This is a genomic window from Tsukamurella conjunctivitidis (assembly GCF_007858475.1).
Taxonomy (GTDB): Bacteria; Actinomycetota; Actinomycetes; order Mycobacteriales; family Mycobacteriaceae; genus Tsukamurella; species Tsukamurella conjunctivitidis.
The window spans coordinates 264843-282337 of the sequence record NZ_VIGX01000001.1; the positions used below are offsets into that span (position 1 = coordinate 264843).

Consider the following 17495-nt stretch of genomic DNA (forward strand, 5'->3'; position numbering starts at 1 on the left):
CCGCGGGTCAGGCGAACGAGGGCAGCCGCGGCGGCAACTGCTGAAGCACCCATTCGATGGTCACCGGGTTCGGCATCGACATCGCATTGCCGATGGTCCGGTCGATGGTCGTGACGCGATGATCGCGGCTCACGGCGAGCGAGCGGAAGGCGGTGTCCTCGTCGACCTTGGTGCCGTAGTCCAGGTACACGAGCGCGTCGAGGTCGAGGACGTTCACCCGCTCGGCCGGGATCTCGGCGAAGAACTTCCCGGCCGGGATCAGCGAGGACACCGTCTCGGGCAGCGTGAAGCCGAGCATCGTGAGCACCTGGCCGCGGCCGTCGCTGGTGGCGTAGGCGTAGAAGCCGCCGTCGGACTTGGGGAGAACGGTGGCGGCCGTCTTACCCCGGTACTGCGGATGCTGCTCCTGGGTGCGGCGGATCGTCGCCTGTGTCTTGGCGATCAGCGCGTCGCCCTGCGTCGCGCGACCCACCCCGCCCGCGATCGCGCGGACCTGCTCCTCCCAGGGCACGCCCCACGCGGCGAACTGCGCGGGACGTCGGATCACGGGCGCGATCGCCTCGAGCCGCGCGAACGTGGCATCGTCGAACCCGGAGTTCACCGCGACTATCACGTCGGGCTTCGACGCGGCGAGGGTCTCGATGGCCTTCGTGTCCATCTCGGTGCCGGTGCCGAGCAGCATCTGCGGGTTCTTGCCCTGCAGGAGTGGTCGGGCCCACTCGCCGACGGGCTCCTTCGCGTCCTGCGCCCACGGCGCGACCACCACGGGCACCACGCCGAGCGCGAGGAGCGTGTCCACGTCGCCGAGGCCCAGGGAGGCGACCCGCTGCGGCGCCTGGGGCGCCTCGCTCGTCGAGCTCGAATCCGATGCCGACCCGCACGCCGTGAGGGCGAGCGAGAGCAGAATCGCGAGCACTGCCGAGACCAGACGCATACCGCCCCTTCCATAGAATGAAGGGCAGCCTATCATTACGATTGTGACCCTATCTGCGACCGAGGAGGCCCCCACCGGGGGCACCCCGCCCGAGCGGCCGGAGCCGACGTCCGGCGCCGCCCGACGCAAGCGCCGACTGTTCGGGCTGATCCTGCTGCTCGCACTGCTGGTGGTGACGGTGATCGCGTCGCTCGCGATCGGCTCGCGCAGCCTCTCGCCCGCGCTGGTGTGGGACGGGCTGTGGCACCGCTACACGACGGGACCGAACCCCGCGGACCCCGAGCTCAATCAGGCCGCGATCATCATCCAGACGCTGCGCGTGCCGCGGACCTTACTGGCACTGATCGCGGGCGCCGCGCTGGCTCTGGCCGGCGCGCTGATCCAGGGCCACACGCGCAACCCCGTCGCCGACCCGGGCTTCCTCGGCCTCACGCAGGGCGCCGCGTTCGCCGTGGTCTGCGCCACCTTCGTCGGCGGCCTCACCGCCCCGATCCAGTACGTGTGGTTCGCCTTCCTCGGCACCGCGCTCACCGCGATCCTCGTCTTCGGGCTCTCGAGCCTCGGCCGGGGCGTCGGCTCGCCGCTGACCCTGGTGCTCGCCGGCATGGGCGTCTCGATGTTCCTCGGCTCGATGACCTCGGCGATCGCACTCAGCGACAACGCCTCGCTCGAGACCCTCCGGTTCTGGAACGCCGGCGCCGTGGTCGGCCGCGGCTTCGACGTCATCGTCGTCGTGACGCCGTTCATCGCCGTCGGCCTGGTCCTCGCGCTCGCCAACGGCCCCGCGGTGAACCTCCTCAACATGGGCGACGACGTCGCGAAGGGCCTGGGCCTGAACATCAACCTGGCGCGCACCGTCGGCATCGCGGCGGTGACACTGCTCGTCGGCGGCGCCACCGCGGCGTGCGGCAGCATCTCCTTCCTCGGGCTCATGGTGCCGCACATCGTGCGCTACTTCACGGGCCCGGACTACCGCTGGTTGCTGCCCTACTCGGCCCTCATGGGCGCCTGGCTGCTGCTGGCCGCCGACATCGTGGGCAGGGTCGTCGCGCGGCCCGGCGAGCTCGAGGTCGGCATCGTCGTGGCGCTCTTCGGCGCGCCCTTCTTCGTGGCTCTCGTCTGGTGGCGGAAGGCGGTCAAGGTATGAGCACCACCCTCGACACGGTCGACGAGCAGAAGAAGCCGCCGATCAGGCCCGGCCTGCGGTTCGGCACCGTCGTCTCCTTCGTCTGGCGGCCCTGGCCCGTCGCCGTCACGATCGTGCTCGCGCTGGTGGCCTTCGTCGCCTTCTGCGCCAGCATCCGCCTCGGCGCCTTCCCGATGACCTTCGGCGAGGTGCTGCAGGCGCTCGTCGGCACCGGGGATTCGACGACGCACTTCATCGTCATGGAGCTGCGGATGCCCCGCGCCCTCGTCGGGCTCGTGGTCGGCGCCGCGCTCGGCATGTCCGGCGCCATCGTGCAGTCGATCGCCCGCAACCCCCTGGCCAGCCCCGACATCCTCGGCGTGACCGCGGGCGCGGGTGTCGCGGCCGTCTTCCTTGTCACCTCCACGGGCACCCTGGCCGCCACGCTCAACACCGACTTCGGGCTCCCCGTCGTCGCGGTCGCCGGCGGTCTCGCCACCGGCGGACTCGTCTACCTCCTGGCCGTCCGCGGCGGGGTCGACGGTATGCGGTTGATCCTGGTCGGCATCGCCATCACCTTCCTGATGCGCGCGCTCGTCGACTGGATGCTGGTGCGCGCCGACATCCGCGACGTGGCCCGCGCGCAGACCTGGCTGGTCGGCTCGCTGGAGAGCCGCGACTGGTCCGACGTGTGGACCGCGCTGGGCCTCGGCGTACCGGCCGCGGTCATCGCGCTCGCCGCGGCCTTCCCGCTGCGCGCCGTCCAGCTCGGCGACGACGTCGCCCTCGGCCTCGGTGTGCGCCTCGGCCGCAACCGCGCCGTCCTGCTCATCGCCTCGGTCCTGCTCGCCTCCGCGGCCGTCGCCGCGGCCGGGCCGATCGGTTTCATCGCCTTCGTCTCGCCGCAGCTCGCGATGCGCCTGACCCGGCTGCCCACGCCGCCGCTGATCCCGTCGGCGCTCATGGGCGCGGCACTGCTCTCCTGCGCCGACCTCGCCGCCCGCACCCTGTTCTCCGTCGCACTTCCGGTGGGCATCATCACCGCCGCCGTGGGCGGCCCGTTCCTCGTCTATCTCCTCGTCCGCCAGAACCTCAAGGGGGCCAAATGAATCAGGCCGTGACCACGACCGAAACTGCGACGGCGGCCCCGTCGCGCCTGGGCGCCCGCAAGGTCACCTCCGGGTACGGGCAGGTAGCGGTCCTCGACGACCTGGACCTGGACATCCCGACCGGGGTCGTCACGACGATCATCGGGCCCAACGGCTGCGGCAAGTCGACGCTGCTGCGCACCCTCGCCCGGTTGATCAAGCCCTCGTCCGGGCACGTGGTGCTCGACGGGACGGATATCGCCAAGCTCAAGTCGAAGCAGATCGCCACCACGATGGGCCTGTTGCCGCAGAGCCCCCTCGCGCCCGAGGGCCTCACGGTGGGCGACCTCGTCGCCCGCGGCCGGCACCCGCACCAGTCGTGGCTGCGGCAGTGGAGCTCCGACGACGCCGAGGTCGTCGATGCGGCGCTCGAGCAGACCGGCGTCCGCGACCTGGCGGACCGACCGGTCGACTCGCTCTCCGGCGGCCAGCGCCAGCGCGTGTGGATCTCGATGACCCTCGCGCAGGGCACCGACCTGCTGCTGCTCGACGAGCCCACCACCTACCTCGACCTCTCGCACGCGCTCGACGTGCTGGACCTGGTCGACGAGCTCAGCAGCCAGGGGCGGACCGTTGTGATGGTGCTGCACGACCTGAACCTGGCGATCCGGTACAGCGACCACATCATCGCCATGCGCGACGGTGCCGTGGTCGCCCAGGGCGCTCCGTCGGAGGTCATCAGCGAGGAGATGCTCCGCGAGACCTTCGGGCTGCACTCCAGGGTGATCGACGATCCCGTCGCGCCCGGCCGGCCGTGCATCATCCCGATCGGCACCCGCCGGACCGGCGACTCCTAGAGCTGCCGCGCTAGAACAGCGTGCGCGGCCGGATCGCGTTCGCGAGGTCGACGAGTGCGTGCCGCTGCCGCTTGCGCTCGGCGAGAGCGGCGATGTCGCGCAGCGACTTCTCCGTCGCCTTGCGCAGACCCCGTTCGGTGAGCGCGTGATCGAGGAGCGTACGGGTGCCGTCCAGGCGGCCGTGCTGGTTGCGGTGCTGCACCCAGCCCAGAGCCACGCCCAGTACCAGGGCGCGCAGCTGCAGCCGGCGGAACTCGGACTTCGGCAGGGTGCGTACGCGGCGCGCCGCCTCGTGCAGCTGCGCCTCCGTGACCTCGGCCAGATCCCGCCCGTGGACGAGTGCGACCACCGAGGAGCACAGCGCGTTGTGGTAGTGCCGGCTGGTCGACGGCACCTGGTCGAGGATCTCGACGGTGCCCACGATGTCGCCCGCCGCGCGCCGCATGCGCGCGGCGCCGAAGGCCGCCGAGATGATGCCGCGGTCGGTGCGCCACACGTTCTCGTACCGGCAGCGCGCTCGGTCCAGCCAGCCGTCCGGGTCGGATTCGCCCGAGACGTAGCAGAATTCGGCGGCGACGGCGGCGGCCAGCTTGGGGGCGGCCTCGCCGGGCGCCTGATCGGTCACCGTCTCGAAGTAGTCGTAGGCCGCTGCGTAGTCGCCCTGCATGAGCGCCGTCTCGGCGCGGTACCAGGTGACCTGCCAGCGGTGCGGCTCGCGCGAGGCCAGCGAATCGAGCAGCGTGGTGGCGGCGTCCACCTCACCCAGCTCGAGGTGCGCGCGGGCCTCGGCCAGGTCGATCTCGACGGTGCCCGCCATCGCCTCGCGCAGCTCGGCCAGCGAGTCGAGGATCTGCGTGGGGTCGCTGCGCATGGTGAGCGCCAGGACGCCCGCCGCGGGATCGGACGGGTTGGCGATCGGGATCGGCAGCGCCGCCAGGACTTCCGGTGCGCGCAGTCGATCGTCGTGCACCTCGGGATCGGGATCGACGGCCCGCAGCATCAGTTCGACACCGAAGGTGGAGCGCTGCGGCGTGAAGACCACCGACAGCCCGGGCCGCGGCTCACCGGACTTGGTGGACAAGCACTCCCGGAGCACGCCCAGCAGCTGGTCGGTGAGCTCCGCGGCGGAGGAGAAGCGCTCCTCCGGGTCCTCGGCCGTCGCCTTCACCAGCAGCCGGTACAGCGAGTTGTACTTCGCGAGGGTGTCGTCCTCGGTGGGGGAGGGCAGGCCGTCGACGTACCGGCCCTTCTCCATCGGCACGTTGGCGACCAGGACCGCGAGCGTGCGGCCGACCGTGTACACGTCGGAGGCGACCGACGGCCCGGTCTTCCCGATCTCCGGTGCCTGGAATCCCGGTGTGCCGTAGATGTATCCGTAGCCGGCGAGCGGGGCGACGGCGCCCAGGTCGATGAGCTTGACGTCCTCCTCGCTGATCATGATGTTGTCCGGCTTGAGGTCGTTGTACGCCAGGCCCAGGCTGTGCAGGTAGCCGAGCGCGGGCAGCACCTCGAGGATGTAGGCGATCGCCTGCTCCACCTCCACCTTGGCGCCGGCGCCGGCGTCGTCGCCCGCCTCGGTCAGGATGTCCTTGACCGTCTTGCCCGGCACGTACTCCATCACGATGTAGCCGATCTGGGTGCCGTCCGGATCGGGGTGCTCGACGAAGTTGTAGATCTTCACGATGGACGGGTGAGTCATCTCGGCGAGGAACCGTCGCTCCGAGACGGCGACCGCCTGCGCCTGCGCGTCGCCCGAGTTGAGCAGGCCCTTGAGCACGACGGGCCGGTCGACCACGTTGAGGTCGGTGGCCAGGTAGATCCACCCCATGCCGCCGTGCGCGATCGCGCCCTTGATCTCGTACTGGTCGGCGACGATGTCGCCCGGCTTGAGCGCCGGCTCGAAGGAGAACCGGGCCCCGCAGTGCGGGCAGGTGCCGATCAGCTGACCCGGTTCGCCGTCGTGGGCGCGGCCGACGGGCTTGCGGCAGTTCCAGCAGTACCGCTTGCCCTCCGCGATGATCGGGTTGGTGCGGATCGCCTCGGACGGGTCGACCTCCGTGATCCGGGGGATCTCGACGAGACCGCCGCCGACGCGCCGCCGCGCCGCGACCCGAGTGGTGCTCGCGGTGCGGACGGGTCCGTTGCCGAACCGCGGCGTCGCTTCAGTGGCCACGGCGGGAGCGGGCGGCGGCACCGTCGTCACCTGGGTTCCGACGGGCGGCGGCTCGGTGTCGTCGAACAGGTCGACCATCGGCGCGCCGACGGTGCCCTGCTCCTCCTCCTCCTCGTCGTCGAAGACGACGGCCTGGGCCTGCGTGTGCTCGGATTCGTCGACGTCGTCAGTCATCGTGCATCACCCCTCGTACCTCGCCGCCGGAGCCGACCAGACCTGCCCGAGCGACGGGGCGAACCACTGGTTGTACAGGCGCATCCACGTTCCGTCGAAGGCCATCCGCAGAAGCACTCCGTTGATGAAACGCACGAGGTCGGTCTTGTTCTTCCCGACCCCCACGGCGTAGTACTCGAGTCCCATCGACGGACCCGTGATGGTGAGGTTCGGGTCCTGATCCTCGAGCCCGGCGAGGATGGCGTCGTCGGTGGAGATGGCGTCCACCTGGGACTGCTGGAGCATCACGAGGCAGTCCGACCAGGAGTCCGCGGCCATGATGGTCGCGCTCGGCACCAGCCTCCGCACCCGGTCGAGCGACGTGGTGCCGCGCACCTCGCACACGCGGCGGCTGGAGAGGTCGCCGACGGTGTTGATCGGTGCGCCGCGCGGCGCGAGGATGCGCTGCTGCGCGATGAAGTAGGTGGCGGAGAAGGCCACCGACTTCGCCCGGTCGCAGGTGGCCGACATGGTCTTGACGACCACGTCGACGGTGCCCTCCTCGAGCGCCTTCTGCCGCTCCGCGGTGGAGAGGATCCGGAAGTGGATGCGGTCGGGGTCGCCGAAGATCGCGGCGGCGATCTGATGCGCGATGTCGGCGTCGAAGCCCTTGATCTCGCCCGTGATGGGGTCGCGGAAGGAGAGCAGGTTCGACCCGATGTCGATGCCCACGACGAGCCGGCCGCGGTCGTGGATGTCGGCCATCGTCGTGCCCGGTGCCATCTGCCCGGGCGCGGGCAGGCCCGACGGGGACGGGGTGGCGGTGCACATCGACACCTCCGGCGGGATCGGGGCGTCGGTCGGGACCACGGCGCCCGATCCGGGGATCGGCTGCGCGACCGCGGTGACCGCGTCGCCGGGTGCCTCCGGCGCGGAGACGACGCAACCGGTCGACGCGAGCGCGACCGTCAGGCCGAGGGCGATCCCACTGAGTGTGCGGCGCATCATCGGTACTCCCTGACCCGGGGGTAGAAGCCGGCTGCGACCCCGGCGGCGGCGAGGACGCAGAGGATGAACGCGCCCGGTCCGGAGAAGGCGATCGCGAACCGGGCGGTGTTGACGTTGTCGCGGTAGAGCGTGCGGGCGCGGTCGATCGCCGCGGTGAGGTGACCGTCGAGCGAGCGGTAGGCGACGGCCGCGGAGCCGGGGTCGGTGCCGATGGCGAGGCGGGTCGCGCCCAGGTAGTCGCCGGTCGCCTCGCGCGCGGCGATCTGCTGGTGCGCGGTGACCCAGCGCTGCGCGTCGGCCCGCGCGGCGTCGACGGCCGCGGCGATCTGCGGGTCGGAGTCGCCGACCGCCTTGAGGTCCTCCTCCGCGCTCTGCAACGTCTCGGCGAAGGCCGACGCGGGCACGCCGCGGCCGGCACCGCGCTGCACCAGCCCCATCGTCTCCATCGAGCGGGCCTTCTGGGTCAGGGTGCGGGCCTGGGAGAGCGCGTCGACCGCCGCGGTGCCGCGCTGCTCGGCGCGCAGGGAGTAGGTCGACGACGTGAAGCCCGCGATCACCACCCACGTCATCGCAATGGTCAGGGCGGCGGCGGCCACGACGAGACCGCGGTTCACCCTGCGCTGCGTGCGCCGGGCGAGGTACTGGTGGGTGAGGAGGACGGACGCCAGTGCGATGCCGAGCACGCCGTAGATCGCCCACGGGGGCGCGGCGAACTGGTCGTGGGTGCGGCGCAGGTTCTCCGTCTCCTCGCGGTAGAAGCTCTCCGCCGCGGGGAGCAGTGTGTCCTGCATGAGCGTGGACGCGGTCGCCAGGTAGGCCGCCGCCACCGAGTTGTCGAGCCGGTTGTTGGTGCGCGCCGTCTCGACCAGCCCCGTGTACACGGGCAGGTTCATCGCGAGGGTGTCGAGGTTGTCGTGGGCGCGTCCGTCATCGGCGGGCAGGCTCGTCGCGGAGGTGATGAGGGCCTTCCCCGCCGTGGCGAGGGCGATGCTGTAGCTGCTCTGGATCTCGTCGGACGGGAGGCCCCCGGCGACGAACGCGGCGTTGGCGGACTCGTTGGCCGCCGAGAGGGAGCTGTAGAGCACCTGTGCCGCGTGCGCGCGCGGCTCGTAGTCGGCGAGGTTCTGCTGCAGCACCTCGGTCCGCGAGAGCTGCGCCGCGGAGGTGAACCAGCCGGCGAACAGGCACATCGTGATGAGCACGAGCGCCATCGAGACGAGCTTGCCGGGACTGGAGGTGAAGAACTCGCGCAGTTCCGCGAAAACCGAGGATTCGGGGAAGGATCTCAGGCGCAGTGACGACAGCTGCCGGTTCTTCGACGCCTGGGCTGTCACCGTCTGCTCCTTCCCTGTGTCGCACCCTTCGGCCGGGGTCGGGCCACTGCGGACATCGTGCCTCCGACCCTATCGCGCGGGGACCTCCCACAGACGGGATGACGCGCAGAGACGGCGCCCGATCCGTCCTTCGTTCGGCTACGGTGGGTGCCATGTTGGGTGACGGGAACGGCTGGGTCCGCGACCCGGACGGCTCCCGGTTCTGGGGCCGGTTCGGCGCCGCGGGTCTGTTGGCTCTGTCGCCGGACGAGAGCCGGGTGTTACTGCAGCACCGGGCGTGGTGGAGTCACCAGGGCGGGACGTGGGCGCTGCCCGGCGGCGCGCGCGATTCGCACGAGTCCGCCGCCGACGCCGCGCTCCGCGAGGCCTTCGAGGAGACCGGGCTGCCGCCCACCTCGCTCGAGGTCCTCTCGGAGGTGGTCACCGCGCGGTCGCAGGTCGGCTGGACCTATACGACGGTGCTCGCCCGTCTCGTCGAGCCGCGCGAGTTGGTGCCGAACGAGGAGTCCACTGCGCTGGAGTGGGTGTCGCTGGGCTCGGTCACCGACCGCAAGTTGCACCCCGCCTTCGCCACCGCCTGGCCGGACCTCCAGGTCCAGGTCCGCGCTCTCGTCGCGGAGGGGTAGGCGTTCCGCTGCCGCGCCCTCCCTAGCGGGGCGGCCACCTCCCTACGTCCATGGACGTAGGGAATGCACGACCCGCGCAGGCAATGCGCGTCCCGCTAGGGAGCCCGGGGTGGGGGAAGGCGCTGCGGCCCGTGCTGATCGAGCTGTATCGGACCGGCTCGCGGCTCCAGCACCCGCAGCGCGGCCGGTGGACGGCGGCGATCAGCCGAGGGCGGCCTTGAGGGCGCGGGCGGCGGCCTCGGGATCGTCGGCGGCGGTGATGGCGCGGACCACGACGATCGCCTCGGCGCCCGCCGCTGTCACCTCGGGGACGCGGGGCAGGTCGATGCCGCCGATCGCGAACCACTTCCGGGCGGGCGCCGCCGCCGCGGTCTCCCGCACGAGCGGCAGGCCCGGCGCGGTGCGGCCAGGCTTGGTGGGCGTGGGCCAGCACGGGCCGGTGCAGAAGTAGTCGACGCCCTCCTGGAGCGCGGCCGCGTGCGCTTGGGCACCGTCGTGCGTGGATCGGCCGATGACCACGTCCGGCCCCACGATCTCCCTCGCCACCGACACGGGCAGGTCGTCCTGCCCGAGATGCAGCACGTCGGCGCGCGCGGCGTAGGCGATGTCGGCGCGGTCGTTCACGGCGACGAGCGCACCGTGCTCGTGCGCGATCTCCCGCAGCTGCGCGACGATCTCGATCTCCTGCGCCGCCTCGATCGCGCCGAACTCCCGCTCGCCCACGGACCCCTTGTCGCGCAACTGCACGATGTCGACGCCGCCGCGCAGCGCCGCGGCCACGAACTCGGCGAGATCGCCGTGCTCACGGCGGGCGTCGGTGCACAGGTACAGGGAGGCGGAGGCGAGCCGTTCGCGGGGGGAGATCATGGCCCCAGCGTAGGCCCGGCGGAGTAGGCTGGGGCACGTACACACGGGAGCTCCCGCCGCGGGGCTGAGAGTGGGGCACGTCGCGCCCCTGACCGTCAGACCTGATCCGGGTAATGCCGGCGAAGGAAGGATTTCTGCGTGAAGAAGACTGTGACCGTCGTGGGCGGAGGCACCATCGGCCTCAGCGTCGCCCGGGCGCTGGCAGGGCGGGGGAGCACCGTCACCGTCGTCGACCCGTGCCCCGGTTCCGGCGCCTCCTGGGTGGCGGGCGGCATGATCGCCCCGTACTCCGAGGCGTGGCCCGGCGAGGAGGAGCTGTACCGGCTCGGCGTCGAATCCCTGGGCCTGTGGGAGGGATTCGCGCGCGACCTCCAGCCCTTCGCCGACGGTCCCCTGATCACGTCGCGGGGCACGGTCCACCTCGCCGTCGACGACGGCGACGCCGCCGACCTGGAGACCATCGCCGCGGCGGTCGGGGAGCCCGCGCTGTTCGGGCCGCTGCGCCCGTCGGCGGCGGCGCGCGCCGTTCCCGGTGCGGCGCCGCGGATCCGGGCGGCGGCGCATGCGCCGCAGGAGATCGCGGTCGACAACCGGCTCGTGCACGGCGCGCTGCTCGCGGCGTGCCGAGCCGCGGGCGTGACGTTCCAGGAGGAGTCGGTCCGTTCCGGGGACGTCGACGATCTCCCCGGCGACGCGGTGATCCTCTGCGCCGGAGCCGATTCCGCGGCGCTGGCGCCGGAGCTCGAGGTGCGACCGGTCAAGGGGGAGGTGGTGCGGCTGCGCCGCGGGCCGACGTGCCTGCCACCCCCGGAGGTGACGGTCCGCGCGCGGGTCCGCGGCCGGCAGGTCTACGTGGTGCCCCGCGCCGACGGCGTGGTCGTGGGCGCGACCCAGTACGAGAACGACCACGACCTGGGCGTCCGGATCGGCCCCGTGGTGGAGCTGCTCGACGACGCCTTCACGGTGCTGCCCTTCCTGCGTGAGTACGAGTTCGCCGAGGTGACGGCGGGACTGCGGCCCACGACGGCGGGGAACGTCCCGGTGATCGCGCCGCTGCGCGGCCGCCTCTTCGCGGCGACGGGACACGGACGGAACGGGCTGCTGCTCGCCCCGGTGACGGGTGCGCGCGCGGCCGATATGGTGCTACAGCAGGAGGTGCAGGCATGGAGCTGACGGTGAACGGCGACGACCGGCAGGTGCTCGACGGTACGTCGGCGCACTCGCTGCTCGACCAGCTCGGACTCCCGGACAAAGGCGTGGCGATCGCGGTGAACGGCGCCGTCCATCCGCGGTCGCGATGGGACGAGGCGCTGCCCGCCTACGCCGACATCGAGGTGCTCACGGCGGTCCAGGGTGGCTGAGCGCACCGATCCACTGGTCATCGCGGGCCGGGAGTTCGGCTCGCGGCTCATCACCGGCACCGGCGGCAGTGCCAATCTCGAACACCTGCGCGCCGCGCTCGTCGCGTCGGGCACCGAGGTGACCACGGTCTCGCTGCGGCGCACCAGCCTCGCAGAGGGCGGCGGCGTCCTCGGAACCATCCGCGAGCTGGGCATCATGCCCTTGCCGAACACCGCCGGCTGCCTCGGCGCGGCGGAGGCCGTGCTCACGGCGCGCCTCGCCCGCGAGGCGCTGCACACCGACTGGGTCAAGCTCGAAGTGATCGGTGACGAGCGGACGCTGCTACCCGACGCGGTGGCCCTCGTCGACGCGGCGGAGGAGCTGGTCGCCGACGGCTTCACCGTGTTGCCGTACACCAACGACGATCCGATCCTCGCTCGGCGACTCGCCGACGTGGGCTGTGCCGCGGTGATGCCCGCCGGCTCACCCATCGGCACCGGACTCGGCATCCTCAACCCGCACAACATCGAGATGATCGTGGCGCAGAGCCCCGTGCCGGTGATCCTCGACGCCGGTATCGGTACCGCGAGCGACGCCGCGCTCGCGATGGAACTCGGCTGCGACGCCGTGCTTCTCGCGTCCGCTGTCACCCGCGCCGCGGACCCGGAGGCGATGGCGACCGCCATGCGACTCGCGGTCGAGGCGGGCAGGCTCGCACGCGGGGCCGGCCGCATCCCGCAGCGCCGCTGGGCGGTGCCCTCCTCGCCGATGGACGGCCGCATGGCCGGTGCGACGGGATCCCGTGGCCGGGAGTGACTCCGCCGGGCGCGACCCCGCCACGCCCGCCCGGCCGTCCGGACGGCACGGCGCGGCGTCGGCGGCACCGTCGGGACGGATCCGCCGCAGCGCGCAGATCGGCGGTGTCGCGGTGCGGCACGCCGCCCGGACGGCGGGGGCCCGTGCCGCCTCCCGGTTCCGCGACGAGCAGGCCGACCGCGACGCCCGGGACGCGACGATCCTCGCCCTCGCCGACGATCTGGTGACGGTGCTCGGCGGCATGCGCGGCGCCGCCATGAAGCTGGGGCAGTTACTGGCCGTGATCGACATCGGCATCGCGGGCACCTCGGCGCGGGAGGCGTTCGCGGAGCGGCTGCAACCGCTGTTCCAGGCGGCCCCGCGGTGGACGGACGCCGCGATGATGGCGGTGCTCGACCGGGAGCTGGGGGCGCGGCGCGGGCGGATCACCCGGCTCGACGGGCCGATCGCCTCCGCGTCGATCGGGCAGGTCTACCGCGGCGTCCTCGACGACGGCCGGGAGGTCGCCGTCAAGATCCAGTACCCGCGGGTGGACGCCATGGTCCGGGCGGACCTCAAGAACATGCGGCTGCTGCTCAAGGTCCTGGGCAAGTACATCCCCGCCACGAACGCCGCGGCACTGTCCGAGGAGATCGCGCGGCAGGTGCTCGCCGAGCTCGACTTCGTCGCCGAGCTGCGCCATCACCGCTACTTCGCCGAGCTCTTCGCCGGGCACCCGGGCATCGCCGTACCGCAGCCCATCGACGAGCTGTGCACGGGTCGGGTCCTGGTGACCGAATTCCTCGACGGCGCACCGTTCGCGGCGGCCGCGGACCTGGCCCCCGAGCAGCGGGACCGGATCGGAGAGGCGGTGTACCGCTTCTACTGCGGCGAGATGTACCGCACCGGCCGCTTCTGTGCGGACCCGCACCCGGGCAACGTCCTGATCCTGCCCGACGGGCGCGCGGGCTTCGTCGACTTCGGGATGACCGTGCATCTGACGGACGCGGAGCACGACTTCGAGCGCGAGCTCTTCACGGCGCTGCTGCGGGGCGAGTCCGACCGGGTGCACGCGCTCGCCGTCCGGGCGGGCTTCATCGGGCGGCCCGACCTCATGAGCGCCGACGACCTCGCCGAGTACATCGACAACGTCGTCGGCTGGCACCTGCACGACGGCGCGGTGACCATCACTCCGGGGACGGCGCGGCGCGCGATGATCGCCGCGGCCCTTCCGGCGGGCGGCTTCTACGACAAGTTCGAGGGCCAGATGCTGCAGGCCGAGCACGCTCTCGGCCGCCGTACCGACATGTCGACCGTGGCGCTGCTCGGCGAGCTCCGCGCGACGGCGCCGTGGCGGGCGATCGCGTGCGAGGTACTCGGTCTCGGTGGACCCGCCACGACGATGGGTGTTGAGATCGCAGAGTGGCGGGACCTGCGCGGAGCCGACGCAGGATAGAATCTTCAACCATGTCGGTACCGGAGTCGCGCGTCGCGGAGGCCCCCCGGCCGCGCCGCGGCCGGCCGCCCTCCGTCGGCCTCGCCGAGCGCCGCCGCGAGGAGCTGACGGACGCCGCCTTCACGGTCTTCGCGGAGCAGGGCTACGAGCAGGCCTCGGTGGCCGACATCGCCCGGCGTGCTGGCATGGGGCAGGGCACGCTGTACCGGTACGTGGAGGGAAAGCGCGAGCTCCTCGACCTCGTCTTCGATCGGTGCGTCGACGAACTGATGACGGCGATCGCTCCGGATCGGGTCGTCGAGGTGACCGCGAGCGGCGATCTCGAGGCCACCGAGAAGATGGTGGAGGGCGTCGCTGAGCGACTGTTCGACCTCGTCGACTCGCGTCCGGACATCGTCAAGGTGGTGATGGTGCAATCCGGCACCGTCGACGAGGAGCTCCGGTTCCGCATCCAGGGCCTGTACCAGACCTTCGACTCGATGATGGGGCGCGCGCTCGGCCACGCCCGCGACCGCGGGTGGATCGTGACCCGCACCGAGCACCCGGAGAAGGAGACCGTGCAACTCGGCCGCCTGCTCCCCGCGCTCGGCGTGCCCGGCCTGGTGATGGCGTTGACCGGCGGCGACGACCCCGAACGGCGGCAGGCCTACGTGCGCGCCGCCGTCCGGATGTCGGCGAGCGGGGTCCTGTCCGACGGTGCCCGGACCGCGCTGCCGGCCCTCGCGCCGTCCACCGAGGCGGCCCCGGAGCCGATGGCACCGCCCGCCCCGACCGCCGGCCGCTCGGCCGAGCTGATCGACGCGGCGATCGCCGAGTTCGTGGAGAAGGGCTACGCCGCGGTCGGGGTCCGCGAGATCACCGAGCGCGCCGGCGTCAGCCACGGCACGTTCTACAACTACTTCGACAGCAAGCGGCACATGCTCGCGGTGCTCATCGAGCGGAACCGGACGGCCGTGCTCGACCGATTGGACGCCGTCGTCGGGACGTTGCCCGAGGAGGTCAGCGCGGAGGAACTACAGGCCGCGATCCTGGGCCTGAACCTGGGCGTCCTGCTCGACATCGCGGAGCGGCTCGACGAGTTCCGGTTCCTCGCGCTCGAGGTGCCGGGCGTCGACGTCGAGGCCTTCGACACCTACCTGAGGCTGTACCGCGAGGCCACCGACCGGTTCGCGGCGATCCTCGGCCACGCCCGCGGTGCGGGCCTGCTGCACGAGAGCCTCGACATCGGCGATATCGCAGAGGTCTGGCTCGGCTACATGCTCGGCACCGTCGCCGCGATGGTGAACGACGTGGACGTGACGAGCCCCGCCGGAAGCGCTCGTGTGGTCACGAATCTGCTTCTCGGCGGGGCCCGGACGGTCTGATCGGTCAGACGGCGGCGAGGTCCTCACCGGGACGTGCCTCGTCCCGGTCGGACGGCGCGGACTCGACGATGTCGTGGTCCTTGGTCTCCACCATCAGGTAGCAGCACAGCACGCTCACCGCGGACAGCCCGGCGAGCATGAAACCCACCCACAGCTGATGACCGTCGGCGACCCACTTCGCGGCGATCAGTGGCGGGATGGCGCCGCCGAGGATGCCTGCCAGGTTGTAGCCCAGTCCCGCACCGGTGTAGCGGTAGCGCTCGTGGAACATCTCGGGGAGCGCGGCCCCGGCGGGCCCGTAGGCGATCCCGAAGATGATCAGGGTGCCGATCAGGCCGACGGCGTACATCGGCAGGCTCTTGGTGTCCAGGATCGGGAACAGCACCAGCGACCACACCACGGCGAGGGCACAGGAGGTCATGATCACCTTGCGGCGGCCGATCCTGTCGGAGTAGACGGCCGAGGCGGCGATCGCGAGCCCGAAGAAGACGGCGCCCGCCATGCCCATCGCCAGCACCGTGGTGCGCGGGAAGCCCAGGTTCTTGGTCGCGTAATTCGTGAGGAACGCGGTGCCCATGTAGAACAACGAGAACAGCGATGCCAGCGCGCCGGCGGCGATCAGGATCTCCTTCCACTGGAACCGGATCGCGTCCAGGAAGGGCAGCTTGGTGCGGTTGATCTCGCTCATCGCACGCTTGCGGACCTCGGTGAACACGGGGGTCTCCTCGACGGTCAGCCGCACCCACAGGCCGACCAGCACCAGCAGTGCGGACATCAGGAACGGAATGCGCCAGCCGATGGTCATGAAGGCGCTCTCGGCGTTCTTGGTATCGCCGGCGGTCAGTGTGAACAGCAGGAACGTGCCGCTGGAGAGGAAGAACGCGAACGACGGCCCGAGCTGCGGGAACATCGCGTACAGGCCGCGCTTGCCCTTGGGGGCGTACTCGGCGGTGAGCAGGGTCGCGCCGGCCCACTCGCCGCCGACCGCGAAGCCCTGCAGGAACCGCATCACGACGAGCAGGACCGGGGCGAGCGTGCCGATGCCGTTGGGGAAGAGCCCGAAGACGCCGGTCTCGCTGCCGGGCAGCAGGCCGATCATCACCGTCGCAGCGCCCATGATCAGCAGTGTCCACACCAGCGTGCGCTTGCGGCCGATCCGGTCACCGAAGTGGCCGAACAGGATCGCGCCCACGGGGCGGGCGAAGAAGGCGACCGCGAAGGTCGCGAACGAGGCCAGCGTCGCGACGCCGGGGCTCATGTTCGAGAAGAAGATGGTGGGGAACACCAGGGCGGCGGCGGTGCCGTAGATGAAGAAGTCGTAGAACTCGATCGTGGTGCCGATCGAGCTGGCCATCGCGACCCGGCGGAGCCGGGACTTCGGGACGGACGGGAGTTCGGGTGCGCTCACGGGTGCTCCTCGGGGTCGGTGAACGTCCCGAACGCTAGTGATCGCCGTCACATCGTCTCTACCCCCGAAAGGGGGTAGGGGGCCGACGGTGCGCGTCGCTAGGGCAGCAGGCCGAGGCTCCGGGCGCGCGTCACCGCTTCGAACCGGGTCCGCGTGCCCAGCTTCTGTCCCGCGCTGCGCAGGTACGCCTTGACGGTCTCAGCGCTGATCGACAGTCGCTGCGCCACTTCGGCGTTCGTGCATCCCAGCGCCACCTGCGCGAGCGCGTCCAGCTCGCGCGCGGTGAGTGGGCGCTCGGGCCGGGCGACATCATCGAGCGGGCGGCCGAGGTCGGTGATCCGCCCGCACGCGGACTCCAGGCGGGAGCGGACCGCACCGTCGGTGATCTCCCCGGCGAGCGCGCGGAGTTCCGAGAAGACCTCGCGCAGGAGCTCACGGTCGACGCCGCCGAGGGCGGAGCGTTCGGCCGCGGCGGCCTCGGCGAACTGCATGCGCCGCTCCACTTCGTCGCGCACGCGCAGCTCGTACGCGAGGTCGCGAACGGTGTTCGCGACGGCGCCGAGGATCGTGTCGCCGAACGTGGACTGGCGGCGGTCCGCGGCGTAGAAGACCGCGCGGACGACGCCGCTCACCGCGAGCGGCACCGCGACCATCGAGCGCAGGCCCTCGGCCTGGACATGGGCGTGATAGTGCTGCGTGATCCCCGCGGTGCCGTAGTCGGCGACGGCCGTGGGGCGCCCGGTGCGCAGCACGTGCCCCCCGAGGCCCGCGCCGCGGGCGACGGGCAGTCCGTTCAACGCCGGGGTCCGCAGGCCGACACCGCCGCTGAGGATCACCCGGTCCTCGTCGACCAGGCCGACGAAGGCGACGGGAAGTTCTGTGCGCGTACGAATGGTTCGGAGCGCGGACCGCGTCACGTCGGTGTCGATCGTGCTGACGGTCATCGCTCCCTCCGGGCGTTCACT

General features: G+C 71.7%; 16 protein-coding genes and 1 riboswitch. Of the genes, 9 read left to right on the top strand and 7 right to left on the bottom strand.

Going from position 1 to position 17495, the window contains the following annotated elements:
- Positions 1-7 precede the first annotated feature (7 nt).
- Positions 8-934 carry an ABC transporter substrate-binding protein gene (locus tag FK530_RS01240; RefSeq protein WP_158644999.1) on the bottom strand — a complete coding sequence of 309 codons (927 nt, stop codon included), beginning with the start codon at positions 932-934 and terminating at the stop codon, positions 8-10.
- A 43-nt stretch (positions 935-977) separates the two neighbouring features.
- Between FK530_RS01240 and FK530_RS01245 the strand changes: the two genes are divergently transcribed.
- The 3 genes from FK530_RS01245 to FK530_RS01255 are packed head-to-tail and all read left to right on the top strand — an operon-like array spanning position 978 to position 4005.
- Entirely contained in the window at positions 978-2081 is a 1104-nt protein-coding gene (locus tag FK530_RS01245; protein WP_146485167.1) for a FecCD family ABC transporter permease, read from the top strand.
- Entirely contained in the window at positions 2078-3169 is a 1092-nt protein-coding gene (locus FK530_RS01250) for a FecCD family ABC transporter permease (RefSeq protein WP_146485168.1), read from the top strand. The genes FK530_RS01245 and FK530_RS01250 overlap by 4 nt, the downstream gene beginning before the upstream one ends.
- Positions 3166-4005, top strand: coding sequence for an ABC transporter ATP-binding protein (locus FK530_RS01255; RefSeq protein ID WP_146485169.1), 840 nt, complete (start codon positions 3166-3168; stop codon positions 4003-4005). The genes FK530_RS01250 and FK530_RS01255 overlap by 4 nt, the downstream gene beginning before the upstream one ends.
- 10 nt (positions 4006-4015) lie before the next feature.
- Here the strand turns inward: FK530_RS01255 and FK530_RS01260 are convergent, their stop codons facing one another.
- The 3 genes from FK530_RS01260 to FK530_RS01270 are packed head-to-tail and all read right to left on the bottom strand — an operon-like array spanning position 4016 to position 8673.
- Positions 4016-6352 (bottom strand): serine/threonine-protein kinase, encoded by a 2337-nt coding sequence (locus tag FK530_RS01260; RefSeq protein ID WP_146485170.1) that lies wholly within the window; start codon positions 6350-6352, stop codon positions 4016-4018.
- 6 nt (positions 6353-6358) lie between these two features.
- On the bottom strand, positions 6359-7339 hold the full coding sequence (locus FK530_RS01265; RefSeq protein WP_146485171.1) for a glutamate ABC transporter substrate-binding protein: 981 nt from the start codon (positions 7337-7339) through the stop codon (positions 6359-6361).
- Positions 7336-8673 carry a GlnX family signal transduction membrane protein gene (locus FK530_RS01270; protein ID WP_146485172.1) on the bottom strand — a complete coding sequence of 446 codons (1338 nt, stop codon included), beginning with the start codon at positions 8671-8673 and terminating at the stop codon, positions 7336-7338. The genes FK530_RS01265 and FK530_RS01270 overlap by 4 nt, the downstream gene beginning before the upstream one ends.
- A 152-nt stretch (positions 8674-8825) precedes the next feature.
- Between FK530_RS01270 and FK530_RS01275 the strand changes: the two genes are divergently transcribed.
- The gene (locus FK530_RS01275; RefSeq protein ID WP_146485173.1) at positions 8826-9299 is read left to right on the top strand and encodes an NUDIX hydrolase; all 474 of its coding nucleotides are present in this window, start codon (positions 8826-8828) and stop codon (positions 9297-9299) included.
- Between the two features lie 201 nt (positions 9300-9500).
- On the opposite strand, the gene thiE is transcribed toward FK530_RS01275, so the two are convergent.
- Complete coding sequence (thiE, locus tag FK530_RS01280) at positions 9501-10166, bottom strand: thiamine phosphate synthase (RefSeq protein WP_146485174.1); 666 nt, start codon at positions 10164-10166, stop codon at positions 9501-9503.
- 33 nt (positions 10167-10199) lie between these two features.
- Positions 10200-10311: riboswitch (TPP riboswitch) on the top strand.
- Here thiE and thiO point away from each other — a divergent pair.
- The 5 genes from thiO to FK530_RS25720 all read left to right on the top strand — a co-directional run bounded on the left by thiO (position 10305) and on the right by FK530_RS25720 (position 15122).
- Positions 10305-11339, top strand: coding sequence for a glycine oxidase ThiO (gene thiO, locus FK530_RS01285; RefSeq protein WP_146485175.1), 1035 nt, complete (start codon positions 10305-10307; stop codon positions 11337-11339). It overlaps the preceding riboswitch by 7 nt.
- Positions 11330-11527: a sulfur carrier protein ThiS gene (thiS, locus tag FK530_RS01290; RefSeq protein WP_146485176.1), complete on the top strand. Its 198-nt coding sequence runs from the start codon at positions 11330-11332 to the stop codon at positions 11525-11527. The genes thiO and thiS overlap by 10 nt, the downstream gene beginning before the upstream one ends.
- Positions 11520-12323 carry a thiazole synthase gene (locus FK530_RS01295; protein WP_146485177.1) on the top strand — a complete coding sequence of 268 codons (804 nt, stop codon included), beginning with the start codon at positions 11520-11522 and terminating at the stop codon, positions 12321-12323. Before thiS ends, FK530_RS01295 begins: the two co-directional genes overlap by 8 nt.
- Before the next feature lie 79 nt (positions 12324-12402).
- On the top strand, positions 12403-13758 hold the full coding sequence (locus FK530_RS01300; RefSeq protein WP_316250502.1) for an ABC1 kinase family protein: 1356 nt from the start codon (positions 12403-12405) through the stop codon (positions 13756-13758).
- Positions 13759-13769: 11 nt separating this feature from the next.
- A complete protein-coding gene (locus FK530_RS25720; protein ID WP_158645000.1) occupies positions 13770-15122 on the top strand; it encodes a TetR/AcrR family transcriptional regulator in 1353 nt (450 codons plus the stop codon).
- Between the two features lie 4 nt (positions 15123-15126).
- Here FK530_RS25720 and FK530_RS01310 read toward each other — a convergent pair whose 3' ends face one another.
- Both FK530_RS01310 and FK530_RS01315 read right to left on the bottom strand, forming a co-directional pair.
- Complete coding sequence (locus FK530_RS01310; RefSeq protein WP_223120711.1) at positions 15127-16476, bottom strand: MFS transporter; 1350 nt, start codon at positions 16474-16476, stop codon at positions 15127-15129.
- 152 nt (positions 16477-16628) lie between these two features.
- Complete coding sequence (locus FK530_RS01315; RefSeq protein ID WP_146485180.1) at positions 16629-17474, bottom strand: LuxR C-terminal-related transcriptional regulator; 846 nt, start codon at positions 17472-17474, stop codon at positions 16629-16631.
- Positions 17475-17495: the final 21 nt, after the last annotated feature.